The sequence below is a fragment of the Stenotrophomonas sp. AN71 genome (assembly GCF_050435725.1).
In the GTDB taxonomy this organism is placed as follows: Bacteria; Pseudomonadota; Gammaproteobacteria; order Xanthomonadales; family Xanthomonadaceae; genus Stenotrophomonas.
In genome coordinates this window covers 153,672-170,803 of sequence record NZ_JBNDKU010000002.1, presented here as the reverse complement: position 1 = coordinate 170,803, position 17,132 = coordinate 153,672, and the positions used below count along the sequence as shown (strand labels likewise).

Annotated in this window: 20 protein-coding genes; 10 read left to right on the top strand and 10 right to left on the bottom strand. The window is 67.3% G+C overall.

Going from position 1 to position 17,132, the window contains the following annotated elements; translation table 11 throughout:
• Nucleotides 1–105: 105 nt before the first annotated feature.
• The gene (locus ABH900_RS04510) at nucleotides 106–873 is read right to left on the bottom strand and encodes a DUF3426 domain-containing protein (RefSeq protein ID WP_429621712.1); all 768 of its coding nucleotides are present in this window, start codon (nucleotides 871–873) and stop codon (nucleotides 106–108) included.
• Nucleotides 874–915: 42 nt separating this feature from the next.
• Nucleotides 916–1,836: a 50S ribosomal protein L11 methyltransferase gene (gene prmA / locus ABH900_RS04505; protein ID WP_429621985.1), complete on the bottom strand. Its 921-nt coding sequence runs from the start codon at nucleotides 1,834–1,836 to the stop codon at nucleotides 916–918.
• 164 nt (nucleotides 1,837–2,000) lie between these two features.
• Between prmA and ABH900_RS04500 the strand changes: the two genes are divergently transcribed.
• Both ABH900_RS04500 and ABH900_RS04495 read left to right on the top strand, forming a co-directional pair.
• The gene (locus ABH900_RS04500) at nucleotides 2,001–2,966 is read left to right on the top strand and encodes a hypothetical protein (RefSeq protein WP_429621710.1); all 966 of its coding nucleotides are present in this window, start codon (nucleotides 2,001–2,003) and stop codon (nucleotides 2,964–2,966) included.
• Nucleotides 2,963–3,337 (top strand): hypothetical protein, encoded by a 375-nt coding sequence (locus ABH900_RS04495; RefSeq protein WP_429621708.1) that lies wholly within the window; start codon nucleotides 2,963–2,965, stop codon nucleotides 3,335–3,337. Before ABH900_RS04500 ends, ABH900_RS04495 begins: the two co-directional genes overlap by 4 nt.
• Nucleotides 3,338–3,481: 144 nt before the next feature.
• On the opposite strand, the gene accC is transcribed toward ABH900_RS04495, so the two are convergent.
• The 5 genes from accC to ABH900_RS04470 form a co-directional block, all read right to left on the bottom strand.
• Nucleotides 3,482–4,849, bottom strand: coding sequence for an acetyl-CoA carboxylase biotin carboxylase subunit (gene accC, locus ABH900_RS04490; protein ID WP_429621706.1), 1,368 nt, complete (start codon nucleotides 4,847–4,849; stop codon nucleotides 3,482–3,484).
• A gap of 12 nt (nucleotides 4,850–4,861) precedes the next feature.
• Nucleotides 4,862–5,341 (bottom strand): acetyl-CoA carboxylase biotin carboxyl carrier protein, encoded by a 480-nt coding sequence (gene accB, locus ABH900_RS04485; protein ID WP_429621704.1) that lies wholly within the window; start codon nucleotides 5,339–5,341, stop codon nucleotides 4,862–4,864.
• 54 nt (nucleotides 5,342–5,395) lie between these two features.
• A complete protein-coding gene (locus ABH900_RS04480; RefSeq protein WP_429621702.1) occupies nucleotides 5,396–5,821 on the bottom strand; it encodes a lysozyme inhibitor LprI family protein in 426 nt (141 codons plus the stop codon).
• On the bottom strand, nucleotides 5,818–6,267 hold the full coding sequence (gene aroQ / locus ABH900_RS04475; RefSeq protein ID WP_429621700.1) for a type II 3-dehydroquinate dehydratase: 450 nt from the start codon (nucleotides 6,265–6,267) through the stop codon (nucleotides 5,818–5,820). The genes ABH900_RS04480 and aroQ overlap by 4 nt, the downstream gene beginning before the upstream one ends.
• Nucleotides 6,268–6,540: 273 nt before the next feature.
• Nucleotides 6,541–7,278: a DOPA 4,5-dioxygenase family protein gene (locus ABH900_RS04470; protein WP_429621698.1), complete on the bottom strand. Its 738-nt coding sequence runs from the start codon at nucleotides 7,276–7,278 to the stop codon at nucleotides 6,541–6,543.
• A 202-nt stretch (nucleotides 7,279–7,480) separates the two neighbouring features.
• Here ABH900_RS04470 and ABH900_RS04465 point away from each other — a divergent pair, with 202 nt between their 5' ends.
• Nucleotides 7,481–8,308 carry an isocitrate lyase/PEP mutase family protein gene (locus tag ABH900_RS04465; RefSeq protein WP_429621696.1) on the top strand — a complete coding sequence of 276 codons (828 nt, stop codon included), beginning with the start codon at nucleotides 7,481–7,483 and terminating at the stop codon, nucleotides 8,306–8,308.
• 55 nt (nucleotides 8,309–8,363) lie between these two features.
• On the opposite strand, the gene ABH900_RS04460 is transcribed toward ABH900_RS04465, so the two are convergent.
• A complete protein-coding gene (locus tag ABH900_RS04460; protein ID WP_429621694.1) occupies nucleotides 8,364–8,897 on the bottom strand; it encodes a hypothetical protein in 534 nt (177 codons plus the stop codon).
• 127 nt (nucleotides 8,898–9,024) lie between these two features.
• Between ABH900_RS04460 and ABH900_RS04455 the strand changes: the two genes are divergently transcribed.
• Both ABH900_RS04455 and ABH900_RS04450 read left to right on the top strand, forming a co-directional pair.
• Entirely contained in the window at nucleotides 9,025–9,621 is a 597-nt protein-coding gene (locus tag ABH900_RS04455; protein WP_429621692.1) for an NAD(P)H-dependent oxidoreductase, read from the top strand.
• 16 nt (nucleotides 9,622–9,637) lie between these two features.
• Nucleotides 9,638–10,231 carry a TetR/AcrR family transcriptional regulator gene (locus ABH900_RS04450; RefSeq protein ID WP_429621690.1) on the top strand — a complete coding sequence of 198 codons (594 nt, stop codon included), beginning with the start codon at nucleotides 9,638–9,640 and terminating at the stop codon, nucleotides 10,229–10,231.
• Between the two features lie 13 nt (nucleotides 10,232–10,244).
• On the opposite strand, the gene ABH900_RS04445 is transcribed toward ABH900_RS04450, so the two are convergent.
• Nucleotides 10,245–11,027, bottom strand: coding sequence for a D-alanyl-D-alanine carboxypeptidase family protein (locus ABH900_RS04445; protein ID WP_429621688.1), 783 nt, complete (start codon nucleotides 11,025–11,027; stop codon nucleotides 10,245–10,247).
• A 121-nt stretch (nucleotides 11,028–11,148) separates the two neighbouring features.
• Here ABH900_RS04445 and ABH900_RS04440 point away from each other — a divergent pair, with 121 nt between their 5' ends.
• Nucleotides 11,149–12,696, top strand: coding sequence for an alkaline phosphatase (locus ABH900_RS04440; RefSeq protein ID WP_429621686.1), 1,548 nt, complete (start codon nucleotides 11,149–11,151; stop codon nucleotides 12,694–12,696).
• Here ABH900_RS04440 and ABH900_RS04435 read toward each other — a convergent pair.
• Nucleotides 12,693–12,881: a hypothetical protein gene (locus tag ABH900_RS04435; RefSeq protein WP_429621684.1), complete on the bottom strand. Its 189-nt coding sequence runs from the start codon at nucleotides 12,879–12,881 to the stop codon at nucleotides 12,693–12,695. The genes ABH900_RS04440 and ABH900_RS04435 overlap by 4 nt on opposite strands.
• 99 nt (nucleotides 12,882–12,980) lie before the next feature.
• Here ABH900_RS04435 and ABH900_RS04430 point away from each other — a divergent pair, with 99 nt between their 5' ends.
• The 4 genes from ABH900_RS04430 (at nucleotide 12,981) to ABH900_RS04415 (ending at nucleotide 17,123) form a co-directional block, all read left to right on the top strand.
• The gene (locus tag ABH900_RS04430) at nucleotides 12,981–13,886 is read left to right on the top strand and encodes a LysR substrate-binding domain-containing protein (protein WP_429621682.1); all 906 of its coding nucleotides are present in this window, start codon (nucleotides 12,981–12,983) and stop codon (nucleotides 13,884–13,886) included.
• 89 nt (nucleotides 13,887–13,975) lie between these two features.
• Entirely contained in the window at nucleotides 13,976–14,665 is a 690-nt protein-coding gene (locus ABH900_RS04425) for an HAD-IA family hydrolase (protein ID WP_429621680.1), read from the top strand.
• Complete coding sequence (locus ABH900_RS04420; RefSeq protein ID WP_429621678.1) at nucleotides 14,662–15,957, top strand: DUF5690 family protein; 1,296 nt, start codon at nucleotides 14,662–14,664, stop codon at nucleotides 15,955–15,957. Before ABH900_RS04425 ends, ABH900_RS04420 begins: the two co-directional genes overlap by 4 nt.
• 11 nt (nucleotides 15,958–15,968) lie before the next feature.
• Entirely contained in the window at nucleotides 15,969–17,123 is a 1,155-nt protein-coding gene (locus ABH900_RS04415; protein ID WP_429621676.1) for a TIGR03364 family FAD-dependent oxidoreductase, read from the top strand.
• Nucleotides 17,124–17,132 lie beyond the last annotated feature (9 nt).

Genomic DNA, 17,132 nt, shown 5'->3' with positions numbered 1-17,132 from the left:
GATCTGGTTGGCCCGTGCGCGCGGAGCGCGCGGCCGGACGAGGTGGTGACGGCCAGTCTAGCGCGAGCGTGCCCGACCTGCCACGGCTGGTCGCCTCTACCCTGGTCAGAGGAAGTCGAAGGTGAATGCGACGGTGGACGCGGCGGGCTCCTGCACGCGGAAGGCGATGCGCGCGCTTTGGCCCGGTTCCAGCAGGGCCGCACCGGGATTCTCGCCCAGGTATTGCGTGGGTACGAACACGCCACTGCCGATCACCCGGCCATCGGCATCGGACAGCGACAGGCGCAGGTCTGGCCACGCCTGTGCCCAGCGTGCATCGTTGCGGATGCTGGCCTGCACCTGCAACACGCCGGCACGGCCCGGCAGCGGGCGGATCTCGCGGCTGGTCATGGTGAACGCGGTGGGTTCGTGCCAGGCCGGCAGGCTGCAGCGCAGGGCGCCGCACAGCGCGCCCAGCCATGCGCGGTTGCCGGCGTCGGCGGCCAGCCGCGCGCGATCGGCGAGCACGCTCTGCAACACCAGCAACATCGCCAGCCCGGCCACCAGCAGCCAGTGCCAGCGCGGCGCAGGCTGCGCGCGTGGACGTGCGGTGCCCAGGAAGCTGGGGACCTCGCGTGTCGCCGTCTGCGCAAGCGCTGCAGCGACGACAGGTTCGATCAGGGCCGCGTCGCTGTCGATGACCGTGTCATCGGGCTGTCGCATCTCCGCCACCGCCGGCATGGCCTCGTCGATGGATTCGTCGGGTTCTGCTGCCGGGATGCCGTGCGCCGCCGGCTCCGGCGTGAGCGCATCGGTCGCAGGTGCAGCCTCGCCTTCCGACGCGGGGCGCAGGAAGGTGGCCAGGGGACGGCGCGGCGGGTTCGGCTCGGACATGCTCAGGGTGCGGGCTCGTATCCAGCGGTCATTCAACCACGATCAGGCGCGGCGCACGCCGGTGATGCGCATCCAGTCGCCGTCCTGGGTGGCCTGCAGGTCGTCGAACCATGCCGCGTAGCGCTGCAGCAGTTCGCCTTCCTGGCCATGCAGGATGCCCGACAGGGCGATGCGTCCGCCGCCTGCGACGCGCGCAGCCAGCAGTTCGGCCAGTGCATCCAGTGCGGAGGCAAGGATGTTGGCGACCACGATCGGGTAGGTGGCGACTGGTTCGTCCTGCGGCAGGTACACATGCATGTGCGCCTGCTCGCCGTTGCGTTCGGCGTTATCGGCCGTGGCGATCAGCGCCTGCGGATCGTTGTCCACGCCGATGGCTTCGGCGGCACCCAGCTTCAGCGCTGCCAGCGCGAGGATGCCCGAGCCGCAACCGAAGTCGAGCACGCGCTGGCCCTGCAGCAGGCCGTCCACCGCCAACTGGTCCAGCCAACGAAGGCACAGTGCGGTGGTCGGGTGGGTACCCGAACCGAATGCCAGGCCCGGGTCCAGCCGCACCACGGCAGCATCGGCCGCCTGTGTGGCGTCCGGCAGTTCATGGTTCCACGGCACGATCCAGGTCCGGCTGCCGAAATCCATCGGCTGGAACTGGTCCAGCCAGGCGCGCTCCCAGTCTTCGTCCTCGACCGCACGGAAGCTGCCGCTGCTCCAGTCCAGCTCCGGGTCGAAGGCTTCCAGGGCGGCCAGCAGCAACAGCGCGTTGGCGTCGGCGGGGAACAGTGCGCTCAGCACCAGGGTGTCCCACAGCGGCGTCTCACCCACGCCCGGTTCGAGGATGGCCTGTTCGTTGCTGGTATCGGCCTCGGCATCGAGCAGGGTCACGGCCAGTGCGCCAACGTCCTCCAGCGCATTCTCATAGCGGGGCTGGGTGGCTTCGGTGCAACGCAGGGTCAGTTCCAGGAACGGCATGGCGGTGGGGGCAATCGCGGGAAAGGGGGCCATGCTAGACCATCGTGGCGTCTCCGTATTGTCTGAGATGCCGCACTGAGATGAACGAAGCGGGTTCAGACAGGTCTGCCGGGCCTTGCTAAACTCGGCGCTTTCCTGTGTGCCGTGAACACTCACCGCCGCCGATGGCCTTCGCTCCGACCCTGAAAACCTGGTTGCTCGTACTGCCGGCGGTGGCCGTGCTGGGCGTGGCCGGCTATCGGGCCAGTGGCCATGTTGGGGCGGGGCCGGTCGCTGCGTCGGACCTGCCGGCAGCGGTGGCCTCCGGCGACAGCAACGCAGTACTGCCGGTGGTGCCCAAGGCATTGGCGCGCCGCCTGGCCGCCTTCGAACGCGGTGATGCGCTGCCTTCGGGCCTGCCGCTGGACCTGCGCGCCGACATCGAAGATGCCAGCGACCTGTATGCCTACGCGCAGCGCCTGCGCGCGCAGGCCGACACCGGCAACCACGAGGCGCGCTGGATGCTCAGCCGCGTGTATGACTATTGCGCGCAGTACGCGCTTGATCCCGGCGGCTACCGGCTGGACAACAACGTACTGAGCGGGCTGGGGCTGACCGCGGCACCGGCCATGGTCGAAGCGCGCGAGCGGGTGGCGCAACGGTGCGGTGGATTCGTGCCGGGTGACAAGCTGGGCGCGGCGCTGGTGCTGTCCGAACGCCGCAAGGCGGCTGCGCAGGGCAACCTGGCCGCCGAAGCGTCGCTGTTCGCCGAGGGTGAGCCGCTGCATGACAGCGCCGCGTACCGGCGTGACCTGGTCGAGCGCGTGCGCACTTCGCGCGACCCGGAAGCCTACATGGCCATCGCGCCCGGCATGGGCGTGCGTGCCGCGGGTGATCGCGCGTTCGACGGCCTGGTGGCTGGCGAGCAGCTCAGTGAACTTGCATGGCGGCTTGCGGCCTGCGAACTCGGTCTACCGTGTGGAGCGGACAGCGTGCTGGTCAACAATTTTTGTGCGAATGGAGGGATCTGTTCGCAGGATGGAGCGCAGGATTTCCGGGATTTGGTGTATGACGCTGCGGTTTCGCGGCAAGGTGCTGGGAAAATGAAGGAATGGATCAGGCGATTGGTTGGAAAGAGGGACGGGCGATGAACTACCGTCGATTCCTGCACGGGGCCAAGTTCTGGTTCTGGGTGGCGCTGTTCGTGGCCTACTCGGCTGGTGCGGTCGGGCTGTTGATGATCGATACCTACGAGGATCGCTACCGGCATCTGTCGAAGGTGGAGCTGACCACGGTGAAGGCGCAGGAAGACATACGCCGCGCCGGTGCCAGCCAGGTGGCTGCGGTCTATCGCGCGCAGAGCGGCATGCCGTTCGCATCATTGCCGGCTGGAAGCACCTTCCAGGTGGTGTGGCCCGATGGTTCCACCGAGACCATGGTGATCGTCGACCCGACTTCGCCCAATGGCGTGCGTCCACTGGTCAATTCGCAGATTCCGGCGACGGCAGCCGACGCGCGCTGACGCCACACCGGTAGCGCCGGGCCATGCCCGACGACGGGTGGACGTCGGCAATGGAACGCCGCCGGGCATGGCCCGGCGCTACCGCAGAAAAGCAGAAAGGGCGGGGAAATCCCCGCCCTTTTCATGTCCAGCATCTGCAGCCGATCAGGTCAGTGCGATCGGCTTGCTCTTGCGCTCGGCAAGACGCTTTTCCAGATAGTGGATGTTCTGGCCACCGGCCTGGAAGCCCTTGTCGCGCATGATCCGCTGCTGCAGGGCGATGTTGGTCTTGATGCCATCCACCACCATCTCGCTCAGCGCCACCCGCATGCGGGCGATGGCGGTTTCGCGGTCGGGGCCATGCACGATCAGCTTGCCGATCATCGAATCGTAGTTCGACGGCACGCGGTAGCCACTGTAGATGTGGGTGTCCACGCGCACGCCGGGGCCGCCCGGCGGATGGAAGCCGGTGATGGTGCCCGGGCTCGGCACGAAGGTTTCGGCATCTTCGGCATTGATGCGGCACTCGATGGCATGGCCGCTGAGCACCACATCGCTCTGCTTGATCGACAGCTTCTGGCCGGCGGCGATCTTCAGCTGCTCGGCCACCAGGTCGATACCGGTGACCATTTCGGTGACCGGATGCTCCACCTGGATGCGGGTGTTCATTTCGATGAAGTAGAAGCGGCCGTCCTCGTACAGGAACTCGAACGTGCCGGCGCCACGGTAGCCGATGCGCACGCAGGCTTCGGTGCACACCTTGCCGATCTGCTCGCGCTGTTCGGCGGTGATGCCCGGTGCCGGTGCTTCTTCCACCACCTTCTGGTGGCGGCGCTGCATCGAGCAGTCGCGCTCGCCGAGGTGGATGGCGTTGCCCTGGCCATCGGCCAGCACCTGGATTTCCACGTGGCGCGGATTCTCCAGGAACTTCTCCATGTAGACCTCGCCATTGCCGAACGCGGCCTTGGCCTCGCTCTTGGTGGTCTCGATCGAGGTCTTCAGCGAGGCTTCGGCGTGTACCACGCGCATGCCACGGCCACCGCCACCCCCGGCCGCCTTGATGATGACCGGGTAGCCGATCTCGCGGGCGATCTTGGTGTTGGCGACGATGTCTTCGCCGAGCGGGCCACCGGAGCCGGGCACGCACGGCACGCCGGCGGACTTCATCGCGCGGATGGCTTCGACCTTGTCACCCATCATGCGGATGGTGTCGGCCTTGGGGCCGATGAAGATGAAGCCGGACTCTTCCACGCGCTCGGCGAAGTCGGCGTTCTCCGACAGGAAGCCGTAGCCCGGGTGGATCGCCTGGGCGTCGGTCACTTCCGCCGCCGCGATCAGCGCCGGAATGTTCAGGTAGCTCTGTGGCGACGGTGCGGGGCCGATGCAGACCGACTCGTCGGCCATGGCCACGTGCTTGAGGTTGCGGTCGACCGTGGAGTGCACGGCCACCGTGCGGATGCCCAGGGTATGGCACGCGCGCAGGATGCGCAGCGCGATCTCCCCTCGGTTGGCAATGACGACTTTGTCGAGCATGGCGTCCGCCCCTTAGCCGATCACGAACAGCGGCTGGTCGAACTCCACCGGCTGGCCGTTTTCGCCGAGGATGGCGACGATGGTGCCGGACTTGTCGGCTTCGATCGGGTTGAACATCTTCATCGCTTCGATGATGGCCAGGGTTTCGCCTTCCTTGACCTGCTGGCCAACGGTGACGAAGGCCGGCTTGTCCGGCGCGGCCGAGGCGTAGAACGTGCCGACCATCGGCGAGCGCAGCACGTGGCCTTCCGGCAGTGCCGGGCCCGGCTTGGCGGTGCCGCCGGTGGAGGCCTCGGTCGGGGACTGCATCGGCATGGCCTGCGGCGCCGGGGCGGGCGGGGCGGCATACATCGGGGCGGCGATCGGAGCGGCATAGCCGGCGACCGGGGCGCGCGACAGGCGCACGGACTCTTCGCCTTCCTTGATTTCGATTTCAGCCAGGTTCGACTCTTCCAGCAGGTCGATCAGCTTCTTGATTTTGCGGAGATCCATGGTGGCCTCTTTGCTCTTGATGTCAGTGTGGTGGGGAGCGCGGTTGCACTCGGGTCAAAGCAGTTCGTAGAACTCGCGCAGCTGCCGCGTACGGTCGCGCGCGAGGGTGATCAGGCAGCGCATCTGTGCGCCGTTGCGCGCCGTCCCGTCGGAATTGAGGGCATAGACCGCGTTGCAGTCGTGGTCGCGCAGCTGTATCCAGGCGCGCTGGGCCAGCACCAGTTCCTGTTCGGCGTTGCCACAGTAGCTGCAACTGCCACCGTTGGCCGGCGCGCGCAGCTGGCGGCGCGCCTGTGCATAGACCGTATTGAGTTCGGCATCAGCGGCTGCGGCCACGTCCGAGGCGCACAGGTCGCTCTCCATCGTGGTGACTGGATGGGCGCAGTCGATGCCTTCATCCTTGCGGTCCAGCGCCATGGCGCCGCCGCAGAGGCTGGCCCACGCCACAACGCCGGCGAGCACGCGCGGCAGCACGTTCACGCGCTGGCCGCCGGCACGCGCAGCAGCGCAGCGTCCATCGCATAGCGATAGCTGTCGGCACCGAAGCCGCACACCACGCCCACCGCCTTGTCACTGAAGTAGCTGTGCTGGCGGAACGGTTCGCGGGTATGCGGGTTGGACAGGTGGATCTCGATGAACGGCACCGCCACCGCCGCCAGCGCATCGCGCAGGGCGACCGAGGTGTGGGTGAAGGCGGCGGGGTTGATCAGGATGAAAGCGGTTCCGTCGTTGCGTGCGGCCTGTACGCGGTCCACCAGCACATGTTCGGCGTTGGACTGCAGGCTCTGCACGGCGTGACCGGCGGCGGCGGCCTGGGCGGCCAGGGCCTGGTCGATATCGGCCAGCGTGGTGTGGCCGTAGACCTCCGGCTCGCGGGTGCCGAGCAGGTTGAGGTTGGGGCCATGCAGGACCAGCAGCTTCGCCATGGGATCCGGAAGACGGGAAAGGGCGGCAGTCTGGCGGAAGCGGCGGATGCTGTCCAGTTCGGCGAAGTTTGCAGTGTTTCAATCGTTCGTTTGAAATTCGTCGAAGGGCTTGTGGCCGTATGGCGGGCGCTGGATCAAGGCGCGCTGAACGCCGTGCTGGCGGGGGATGCGTGCACGTAGGCCGACGATGGCGGCCAGGCCGGGCAATGACGGATGCCGTAATGGGCCCTGGTGCGGTAGATCCACGCCATGCGTGGATGGCGGCTCGATTGCTCAGGTCTCCAACGGCACAGACGGCACCACGTTCGGGAACACTTCCTCCAGCGGCTCCTGCTCGCCCGGCTTCGGTACCGGCCAGGTATAGGCGTTCACCGGCTGCGCCCGGTTCACCCACAACGCGTAGTAGAGATGGTCGGCGCGGCCGTCGCCGGTATTGGGATGGATCAGGATGGTCAGGCCCAGGCTGTTGAGCTGCAGCCACGGCACCAGCACCGGCAGCAGGTCGTTGGTGAAACCGAAGTAGAACGACGGCGTGACGTGCGGGCCGCGTGGCTCCAGGTTCCAGTTGCCCAGCTCCACCGGGAAGCGCTCGGCGGCCCAGCGCCGCAGCAGCGCGGCCTTCTCGAAGCTGTCCTCATCGAAGTAGATGTGTGCGTGATAGCTCTTGATGTCGGTGTAGGCGCGCGGCCGGGTGGGCAGCGTGGCCTCGCCGGGGCGCACGCTGGCCGGGCGCGGGGTGGCCTCGCTGGCGGTGGCCTGGCCCCAGGGGCTGTGTCCCGTTGCTGGCGGCGGGACGATGGCGCGGAAGCCCGGGCGCCCCGGCTCGGTGGTGTTCACGGCGCCGTCGTCACGCGGGGCCGCCGTGGCGGCGGCGCCAGCCAGGCCGCCCACCGCCACGCCGGCGGAGGCGATCAGGCGACGGCGCGCAGGCGAGAGCAGATCGGCCCACTGGGCGTCATCGTCACCGGCGTCGATGAGGGGGGCGGCGGGGACGTGCGGTTGTGCGGGCATGAGGGGCTCCGTTGTGACATGTGGCGGGGCGGAACCGGCACGCTGGTGCAGCAGGCCGGGCACGGTCCAATAAGCAGGAAGCATCACCTCATGCGGCCCGGAGCGGGAGGCGTCGCGGCCGGGAGGGTCGCCACCGCGTCGCCGGCATTGAGCGGGGCCGGTGGCCGGGATAGGGTGATGCTGTACCGTGCTGGAGTCCGTCATGACGTTGTCCAACGCCGACATCGCGTGCAGGCGCGCGACCTTCCGCCAGCTGCACGCACAGGGGTGTTTCGTGCTGCCCAACCCGTGGGATGCAGGCAGTGCACGTTACCTGCAGCGGCAGGGCTTCCAGGCCCTGGCCACGACCAGCGCAGGTTGCGCCTGGAGCGAGGGGCGACCGGATGGCGCCGTTTCACTGCAGGCAACGCTGGAACATCTGCGGGTGATGGTCAGTGCAACGGCGTTGCCGCTGAATGCCGACTTCGGTGATGGTTTTGGCGCCACTCCGCAGCAGGTGGCCGAGGCGGTGAGTGCGGCGATCGACACCGGCGTTGCCGCGTTGTCGATCGAGGACGCCAGTGGCATGGCCGACGCACCGTTGCGGCCCATCGACGACGCAGTGGCGCGCCTGCGTGCGGCCCGGGATGCCATCGACCGTGCCGGTGGTGGCGTGCTGCTGGTGGGCCGAGCAGAGAACTTCTTCGTTGGCGTGCCGGATCTGCAGGATGCGCTGCAGCGTCTGCGTGCCTATGCCGACGCCGGTGCCGACGTGCTGTATGCACCGGGCATCAGCACGCGCGAGCAGATCAGCGCGGTGGTCGCCGCGGCGGGGGCGAAGCCGGTGAACCTGCTGGTGGGTGGGCCGACACCGCTGAGTCTGCAGGAAATCGCTGCGCTCGGCGTGCGTCGGATCAGCCTGGGTGGAGCACTGGCCCGCGCGGCGTGGGGGGGATTGATGCAGGCCACACTGCCGATCGTGCAGGAAGGTCGTTTCGATGGCCTGCAGCAGGCGGCTTCCGGGGCGGCATTGAACGCGTTGTTCCGGTAGATCCACGCCACGCGTGGATGATGTCCGCCATGCGTACTGTGGCGTGGCAACGGCGCTACAGCGCTTCCACGTCGCCCTTCGGCAGCACTACGCCCGGCTCCAGCGCCGGCAGCAGCTGCCGCAGCAGTGCGGGGTTGTCGAGCAGACCGGCACCATCGAGGTAACTCCACTGCGACGTGCCGACACGGCGTACGGCGACCATGAACGAGGTGCTGCGCATCGGTGCTTCGCGAACGCGCAGCAGTGACTGGCGCGGTACGAAGCAGACTTCTTCTTCGCCGGCGGCATAGGTACGGCCGGGTACGCCGGCTTCGTCGCTGATGATGGCAACGCCAGCCTTGCGCAGTTCCTTGACGATGCCACGGGTTGCCTGCGCATAGGCCTCATCACCGCCGGCCAGCCGTTTCAGGCTGGGATGGGTGCGGGCGATGATCAGCTCGGCATCGCCGCGGCCGAACGCAGTCAGCATCGCCTGCACGTCCTGACGCAGTGCTGCCGAGTCGTCAGGGCTCAGCTCGCCAGCGAAAGCGGGAACTACGTTCATGGCCACCAGCAGGGCCAGCAACGGGGCAAACAGGCTTCGGCGCATCGTCCGTCTTCCATGGGAAACCGACGCACTATACGGGGTATGAATACAGCGTCCCATCGATGGCGTTGGTGTCGCAGGAATCATTACTTACTATTGGTAAGTAGTGATTCCTGGAGATCCCCTTCCCATGCACAGCCTCATTGTCATTGCCCATCCCGAGCCGGGCTCGCTGACCCACGCCATCGGCCAGCACATCGGCGGCGCCATCCGCGCTGCCGGTGCCGGCAACATCGTCGCCTATGCCGACCTGATGGCCGAGGGCTTCGACCCGCGCTTCAGCCCCCAGGACCAGGCGCTGTTCCGTGGCACGGGAGGAATACCGGCTGATGTCGCCGCCGAGCACGCGCGCCTGGATGCCACCGACACGCTGGTACTGGTCTATCCGCTGTACTGGTGGTCGTTCCCCGCGTTGCTGAAGGGCTGGATCGATCGGGTATTCACCCAGGGCTGGGCCTACCAGGATGGCGCCGATGGCAAGGTGCAGAAGAAGCTGCAGCGCCTGCGCGTGCATCTGGTCGGTATCGGTGGCGCAGGTGCGGAGATGATCGAGCGGCGCGGCTATGGCGCGGCGATGAAGACCCAGATCGACATGGGCATTTTCGACTACTGCGGCGCGCGGGTGATGTCGTCGGAGCTGCTGCTGGAGGCCGACACGGGGGCGGCGGATGCACATCTGCAGACCGCGCTGGAGATCGGCCGTAAAATCGGTACTCCGATGAGCTGATCGACGTGCTCCGCCGATGCCTGCCAACACCGCACCCACGCGCCGTCGTTTGACCCGCGAGCAACGCGCCCGCCAGTTGCTGGACGTGGCGTGGACGCTGGTGGGCGAAGAAGGCACCGACGCGCTGACGCTGGGGCGGCTGGCCGAAGCGGCAGGCGTGACCAAGCCGGTGGCGTACGACCACTTCGTGACCCGTAATGGCCTGCTGGCTGCGCTGTACGACGACTATGACGGCCGGCAGACCGCAGTGTTCAACGATCGCATCGGCAATGCCCGGGCGCGGCTGGCCGATCGTGCGGCGGCCATTGCTTCCGGCTACATCGATTGCGTGCTCAGTCAGGGCAGTGAAGTGCAGGGCATCCTCGCGGCGCTGGTCGGCGCACCTGAACTGTACGAGGTGCGCCGGCGCTACCAGCAGGACTTCATCGACCACTGCGCGGCCTGGCTGGGCCCGTTCGCCACCGGCGGTACGCTGCCGGTGGCGGCACGCTGGGCGATCCTCGGTGCGGCTGAAACCCTTTCAGAGGGCGTGGCTGCTGGCGCGCTGGACAAGGCCGACGCCGAGGCGGAGCTTCAGCGCTTGATTGTGGCCACGGTCAAGCGGCGCTGAGCCACAGGAGCGGTCAGCCGCCGGCCAGCGCGGCAAATCCTGCCGCCAACTGATCGCGCACCAGTGCGTCGCGCGCGTCGCGGCTTTCAGAGCCCAGCACCACGCTGATCAGGCGTACCGGCCGGTCCCGCCCGGGCACTGCCCGGCATGCGGTGGCGGCCAGGCAGAAGCCTGCGGCCTGGGTGTAGCCGGTCTTCAATCCATCCACGCCGTCTTCGCCAAGCAGGGCGTTCTGGTTGTTGCGGTTGAAGCTGCCATGTGCGAACGCGCGCTGCGCGGTGATCGCCAGTATCTGCGGATGATCGTTCAGCAGGCGGGCGGCCACCACCGCCATGTCGTGTGCGCTGGACGCATGCTTCGGTGTGGTGATGCCGGAGACGCTGGCAAACCACGTGCTGCGCAAACCCAGCTGGCGCGCGTGCCGGTTCATGCGTTCCAGGAATGCAGTCTGCGATCCGTCCAGATGGCGCGCGATGGCCAGCGCAGCGTCATTTCCGGAAATGATCATCAGCCCTTCCAGAAGGCGTCCCAAGGCGACCGTTTCGCCGGGCACCAGGCCCATGCGCGTTTCATCCTCGGCTACGGCGTGCACGTCATCGGCGGCGATGGTGACGGCCTCGTCCCAGCGGCGGCGTTGCGCCTGGACGCATTCGTAAGCGGCATAGGCCGTCATCAGCTTGGTCAGCGATGCCGGTGGTCGCATGGCTTCGGCGTTGTGCTGGTGGATCACCGCGCAGGTCGCAGCATCCACGGTGATTGCGGAGAGCGGCGGGCGCGGCGGGGAAGAGAATGACATGGGTGCAGCGATGGCAACGGGATCTGCGCAGGGTAGCCGGTGTCGCCTGCACGAAGCTGCAACAATGAAACTATATAACACTCCGTTATCGCGGGCCGCCGGTGGCTCGACAGGATGCACGATGACCACACCTTTCCCACGCCGCAGGCGGCATGCCTCCTTGCTGATGGTCCTGGCCGCCCTCACCGGCTGCCAGCCGAACCTGCGCGCCGATTCGGCGCCTTCTGGCGAAGTCCAACCGTACAACGTGATCGTCATGATCAACGACGGCGCCGGCTGGGGCACCTGGGATGCCGCTGCCTACTGGCAGTACGGCAGCCGCGAAGGTGCGCCGTACGCGGACTTCCCCCAGCAGCTGGCGATGACCACCTTTCCGCTGAACTCCAGCAGCCAGCCGACGCGCGACACCGTGCAGACCCTCAGCTATGACGCTGCGAAGGCGTGGGATGACACGCCGGTGCCGGCACCGGATCTGCCCTTCGTCGGCTACCAGTACCTGGCGGCGGTGGCGACTGACAGCGCAGCGGCGGGCACCGCGCTGTCGGCGGGTATCAAGACCTACAACAACGCCATCAACTACAACAACGATGGCCAACCCGTGGAGTTCAACACGCTGCGCGCCAAGCGCCTGGGCATGGCCACCGGCGTGGTCACCTCGGTGCCGTTCGCACATGCAACACCTGCGGCGTTCGCCGCGCAGAACGAATCGCGTAACAACTACCATGCCATCGCGCACCAGATGCTGGCGCAGGGCCACCTGGACCTGGTGATGGGTACCGGTGGCCCTGGCTACAGTGTTGATGGCCGTGCCTGCAGCGCAGACCGTGCCGCCGCGCCGGAAGAAGGTTGCGCGAACCCGTGGGAATGGGTTTCGCAGCAGGATTGGCAGCAGCTGGAAGCGGGCAGCACGATCGGCGCAAACCCGGACGGCCCGTGGCGTCTGATCCGCGGCAAGGAGGAGTTCGCCGCGCTGGCGCAGGGCCGTCTGCCGGCAGATCGTCCGCTGATCGGCGTGCCGCGCGTGGCCAATACGCTGCAGCAGGCGCGCCAGCTGCAGGTGCTGGGCAAGGATGCGAGCACGCCCTCCGGCGTCAGGAAGATCGACAGCGTTCCCGACCTGGCGACCATGACGCGTGGCGCGCTGCAGTTCCTGCAGCAGCGTTCGACCAAGGGCCTGTTCCTGATGGTGGAAGGCGGCGCCACCGACTGGGCGGCGCATACCAGCGCGTGCGGCACCGAATGGCACTATGGCCAGTGCAGCGACCAGCCGCAGTTCGGCCGGCTGATCGAGGAAACCGTGGAGTTCAACGACGCAGTGGCGGCGGTGGTCGAATGGGTCGAGCGCAACGGTGGCTGGGACCACACCTTGTTGATCGTCACTACCGACCACGACAACAGCATGCCGATGGGCCCTGATGCGCAGAACGTGGCCTTCGCGCCGGTGCGCAACAATGGCCGCGGGCGCATGCCGGGGATGAGCTTCCGCCCTACCGGCAACCACTCCAACGCGCTGGTGCCACTATGGGCCAAGGGCACGGGCGCGGAGTTGCTTGGAAAGCGCGTGCGTGGTGTCGATGCCGGTTACCGCCAGCATGTGCGCTGGAATGACGGCAGTTACATCGACAACACCGATGTAGCGGCGGCCGTGCAGGAAGCGCTGCAGCGTTAGGGGTGTGCCGGCCGCTGGCTGGCAACCTCGTGGACCGGGCATTCTGCGGCTGCCGGCCAGCGGCCGGCACTACCGGAAGTGCTGCTGGGCGGTGGTGCTGGCACTGGTGGGGCGGCCAGCTGGCGGGCCAGCTCGGCGCTGGCAATGTGGCCCTGCAGGAACAACAGGCTGCCGAAGATGTTCATGAGCGTGCCTCCACTTGAGTGAACTGCACGATACGGGCAGCATGGGGCTGCAAAAAAGCGACATTTCCGCAAGCTTGCCTTGAGAAAAATTCAAGCCTTATGTCCCGCCCACCATTGCATGCCCTGCAGGGTTTCGTAGCCGCCGCACGGCTGGGCAACCTGTCACGTGCCGCTGCCTCGATGAACCTGACCGTCAGTGCACTCAGCCATCAGATGCGGCAACTGGAAGAGCGCCTCGGCCAACCCTTGCTGATCCGCCAGGCGCGGGGTGTCACCCTTACCCTGGAAGGGCAGCGTCTGCTCGACCAGGTCGGCCCGCATCTGGACGCGATCAACGAAGCCTTCCAGCCCTATGCGGCCCGTGCCGAGCACGTGCTGACGATCAGTGCGGTGCCGTCGATGGCCTCGGCCTGGCTGGTGCCGCGGCTGGGTCACTTCGTCGCTGCGCATCCCCAGATCGAGATCAATCTGCAGTCGAGCGAACGCCTGGTCGATTTCGATCGGCAGCGGCAGTTCGACGCGGCGCTGCGGCTGGGCACCGGCCAATGGCCCGGGCTGGTGGTGGAACCGCTGTTCGACGAGTGGCTGCTGCCGATGGCCAGCCCGGCGCTGATCGAGCGCATGGGAGGGATCGACCGTGTGCCGCTGAACCAGTGGCCGCTGCTGGGTGATCCCGATGGCGCATGGGGCGAATGGTTCGCGTTGAGTGGGCAGAGCCCGCCGCCGCGCTTCGTGGCAGTGCTGGATGATTCGGAGGCACACCACCGTGCGGCGCTGGACGGGGTGGGCGTGGCGCTGGGGCGGGTGACACGGGCGCGCCTGTTGCTGGATTCCGGCCAACTGGTTGCGCTGTCCAGCCAGCGCCTGAAAACCGCCTGGCCGCATTGGCTGGTCTACCCGCAGCGCTCGGCCCGCCATCGCGGCTTTCTCGCCTTCCGCGACTGGCTGCACGCACAGGCTGCCGAGCACGTGCGGCACATGGCGGCGCAGGAGTCGCCAGGCTAGACAGGTGCACTGGCCTGTGCGGCCGTTGTCATCAGGGCGTGGCCGGGCGCGGCGAAGCTGGGCACCTCCGCCCAACGCTGCCTGCCGCCATGCGCTACCGCCTTGCTGTCCTTGATATCGCTGGAACCACCGTTGCCGACCCGGGCCTGGTCGCGCATGCCTTCGCCGAAGCGATGGCCGCTGCCGGCCACGCCATCGAGGTGGAGGACGTGCGCCCGCTGATGGGCTATCCCAAGCCGCAGGCGATCGCGCGGCTGCTGGGGGCCACGGTGGATGACCCGCGCGTGGCACCGATCCACACCGACTTCGTGGCGCGCATGCTCGCGTGCTATCGCCATGCACCGGGCATTGCACCGCTGCCGGGCGCCGAGGCATTGTTCGACACGCTGCGCACGCACGGCATCCGCATTGGCCTGGATACCGGTTTCTCGCGCGACATCGCCGAGGTGATCATCGAACGACTCGGCTGGCACGATCGCATCGACGCACTGGTGGCCAGCGATGAGGTGCCGTCGGGCCGCCCGGCGCCGCACATGATCCAGGTACTGATGCAGCGCACCGGCGTCGACGATGTTGCGACCGTGGTGAAGGTGGGTGACACCGAAGTCGACATCAATGAAGGGCGCAATGCCGGTGTCGGCCTGAATGTGGCGGTCACCACCGGCGCGTTCACCCGTGCCGAACTGCTGCCGTACGGGCCGGACCACATCATCGATCATCTCGACTGCCTGCCGGCGCTGCTCGGCCTGGCACGTTCCGGCACGGTCGCCGCTGCATGAACCGGGCATCGCTGTGGGCGCGCCTGCAGGGGCATCCGCTGGCACTGACGGTGTTCGCCGGCAGTGCCGCGCTGTCCACCTATGCGTGCATGTATGCCTTCCGCAAACCGTTTGCAGCCGCCTCTTTCGACAACCAGCATCTGTTCGGCGCCGACTACAAAGTGTGGCTGGTGGTGGCGCAGGTGCTGGGCTACATGTGCAGCAAGTTCATCGGCGTACGGGTGATCGGCGAACTGCGCACCGAGCGCCGCGCCAGCCTGTTGCTGGGCCTGATAGGTATTTCCTGGCTGGCCCTGCTGGGCTTTGCGTTGGTGCCGGCGCCCTGGAACATCCCGTTCCTGTTCCTCAACGGCCTGCCCCTGGGCATGGTCTGGGGCCTGGTGTTCAGCTATCTGGAAGGGCGACGGACCACCGAAGCGATGGGCGCGATCCTCGCCTCCAGCTTCATCATGGCCTCCGGCGTGGTGAAGTCGGTCGGCAAGTGGCTGCTGCTGCAGGGCGTGAGCGAGTTCTGGATGCCATTCCTGTGCGGACTGCTGTTCCTGCCGCTGCTGCTGGTGTCGGTGCGCATGCTCGAACGCATTCCCGCCCCGGACGCCGCTGACCTGCGCGAGCGCTCGCCACGCCTGCCGATGGACCGTGTGCAGCGTCGTGCCTTCGTACGCCGCTTCCTGCCGGGGCTGGCGCTGATGATCCTCTGCTACGTGTGCCTGACTGTGGTCCGCGATTTCCGCGACAGCTTCGAAGCCGAGCTGTTCCGCGAGCTGGGCTACGGTGGCAGCGCCGGCGTGTTTGCCGCCATCGAAACGCCGGTGGCGCTCGCGGTGCTGGCATTGACCGCCGGCCTGACCTGGTTCCGCAACAACCTCAACGGCCTGATGGCGTTGCACGTGCTGATGTTCATCGGCCTGGCCACCGCGGGACTGAGCACGCTGGCATTCCGCGAAGGCATGCTGCATCCGCTGGCGTGGCTGGGGTTGGTGGGCTTCGGCCTGTATCTGGCCTATGTGCCCTTCAACTGCGTGTTCTTTGAACGCATGATCGCCACCTTCAAGGTGGCCGGCAACGTCGGCTTCGTGATGTACCTGGCCGATGCCTTTGGCTACCTCGGCAGCGTGCTGGTCCTGCTCGGCCACGAGTTTTCCGGCCTGCAACTGTCCTGGGTGCGCTTCTTCTCCAGTGCCGTGATCCATCTGTCGCTGTTGGGCGGTGCCTGCCTGCTGTTGTCCCTGCTGTACTTCCATCACAAGGCGCTGCGCCTGGCCCGCATGCCGGCACTCGCCTCCGTCTGAGTCCATCCCCCATGAAGAACACAACCGCCCTCGTGGTCGGCGCCGGCATCGTCGGTCTGGCCGTGGCCCGCGCACTGGCCGTGCGTGGCTGCAAGGTCACCGTGCTGGAGCGCCATGAACGCGCTGTCGGCGCCTCCATCCGCAACTTCGGCATGGTCTGGCCGATCGGCGTGCCCAATGGACCGCTGTATGAGCGCGCGCTGCGCTCGCGGCAGATCTGGCAGGAGCTGATCGACACTGCCGGCCTCTGGCACGATCCCAGCGGTTCGTTGCACGTCGCCCATGCCGACGACGAATGGGCCGTGCTGCAGCAGTATGCGGCGGCCAATGCGCAGCTGCGCCCATGCCACCTGCTGGACCGCGACGCGGCACTGGCGACGTCGCCAGCACTGGTCGCGCGCGAGCTGCGCGGCGCGCTGTTCAATGCCGACGAGCTGGTCGTCGATCCGCGCCAGGCGATTCGTGCACTGCCGGATGTCCTGCGCGAGTGCCACGGTGTGCAGTTCCATTGGCGCACGCCGGTGACGGCGGTGGAGAGCGGTCGCGTGTGGTCCGGCAATCGCCAGTTCGAGGCCGACCAGGTCTTCGTCTGCAGCGGCCCGGAATTCGAGCAGCTGTATCCGGAACTGTATGCGGCAGCGCCATTGACCCGCTGCAAGCTGCAGATGCTGCGCCTGGCCGCACAGCCGTCCGGCTTCCGCCTGGGGGCCGCGTTGTGTGGTGGCCTGTCGCTGGTGCACTACGCCGGCTTCCGCGAGGCCGCGGACGTCGCCCCGCTGCAGGCACGTTACCAGGCCGAGCATGCCGACCTGATCGAACTGGGCATCCACGTGATGGCAGCGCAGAACGGTCTCGGCGAAATCACCATCGGCGATTCGCATGCTTACGCGCATACGCATGACCCGTTCGATGAGCACGCCATCAACCAGAAGGTACTCGACTACCTGGCCCGCTTCATGCGGGTGCCTGACGCGCGTATCGCACAGACCTGGCATGGCATCTATCCCAAGCTGCTGGATGGCGGCAGCGAATTCATTGCCGAACCTGCATCGGGCGTGACCATCGTCAACGCCATCGGCGGCGGTGGCCTGGGCATGACGCTCAGCTTCGGCCTGGCCGAGGAACTGGTGGACGGCCGCTACAGCGCATTGCGTCGCGCGGCCTGAGGCTATCCA

Excerpts from the sequence above, each read along its gene's own strand:
- ABH900_RS04510 (WP_429621712.1), bottom strand. The coding sequence starts at position 873 with ATGTCCGAGCCGAACCCGCCGCGCCGTCCCCTGGCCACCTTCCTGCGC.
- prmA (WP_429621985.1), bottom strand. The coding sequence starts at position 1,836 with ATGCCGTTCCTGGAACTGACCCTGCGTTGCACCGAAGCCACCCAGCCC.
- ABH900_RS04500 (WP_429621710.1), top strand. The coding sequence starts at position 2,001 with ATGGCCTTCGCTCCGACCCTGAAAACCTGGTTGCTCGTACTGCCGGCG.
- ABH900_RS04495 (WP_429621708.1), top strand. The coding sequence starts at position 2,963 with ATGAACTACCGTCGATTCCTGCACGGGGCCAAGTTCTGGTTCTGGGTG.
- accC (WP_429621706.1), bottom strand. The coding sequence starts at position 4,849 with ATGCTCGACAAAGTCGTCATTGCCAACCGAGGGGAGATCGCGCTGCGC.
- accB (WP_429621704.1), bottom strand. The coding sequence starts at position 5,341 with ATGGATCTCCGCAAAATCAAGAAGCTGATCGACCTGCTGGAAGAGTCG.
- aroQ (WP_429621700.1), bottom strand. The coding sequence starts at position 6,267 with ATGGCGAAGCTGCTGGTCCTGCATGGCCCCAACCTCAACCTGCTCGGC.
- ABH900_RS04470 (WP_429621698.1), bottom strand. The coding sequence starts at position 7,278 with ATGCCCGCACAACCGCACGTCCCCGCCGCCCCCCTCATCGACGCCGGT.
- ABH900_RS04465 (WP_429621696.1), top strand. The coding sequence starts at position 7,481 with ATGACGTTGTCCAACGCCGACATCGCGTGCAGGCGCGCGACCTTCCGC.
- ABH900_RS04460 (WP_429621694.1), bottom strand. The coding sequence starts at position 8,897 with ATGCGCCGAAGCCTGTTTGCCCCGTTGCTGGCCCTGCTGGTGGCCATG.
- ABH900_RS04455 (WP_429621692.1), top strand. The coding sequence starts at position 9,025 with ATGCACAGCCTCATTGTCATTGCCCATCCCGAGCCGGGCTCGCTGACC.
- ABH900_RS04450 (WP_429621690.1), top strand. The coding sequence starts at position 9,638 with ATGCCTGCCAACACCGCACCCACGCGCCGTCGTTTGACCCGCGAGCAA.
- ABH900_RS04445 (WP_429621688.1), bottom strand. The coding sequence starts at position 11,027 with ATGTCATTCTCTTCCCCGCCGCGCCCGCCGCTCTCCGCAATCACCGTG.
- ABH900_RS04440 (WP_429621686.1), top strand. The coding sequence starts at position 11,149 with ATGACCACACCTTTCCCACGCCGCAGGCGGCATGCCTCCTTGCTGATG.
- ABH900_RS04435 (WP_429621684.1), bottom strand. The coding sequence starts at position 12,881 with ATGAACATCTTCGGCAGCCTGTTGTTCCTGCAGGGCCACATTGCCAGC.
- ABH900_RS04430 (WP_429621682.1), top strand. The coding sequence starts at position 12,981 with ATGTCCCGCCCACCATTGCATGCCCTGCAGGGTTTCGTAGCCGCCGCA.
- ABH900_RS04425 (WP_429621680.1), top strand. The coding sequence starts at position 13,976 with ATGCGCTACCGCCTTGCTGTCCTTGATATCGCTGGAACCACCGTTGCC.
- ABH900_RS04420 (WP_429621678.1), top strand. The coding sequence starts at position 14,662 with ATGAACCGGGCATCGCTGTGGGCGCGCCTGCAGGGGCATCCGCTGGCA.
- ABH900_RS04415 (WP_429621676.1), top strand. The coding sequence starts at position 15,969 with ATGAAGAACACAACCGCCCTCGTGGTCGGCGCCGGCATCGTCGGTCTG.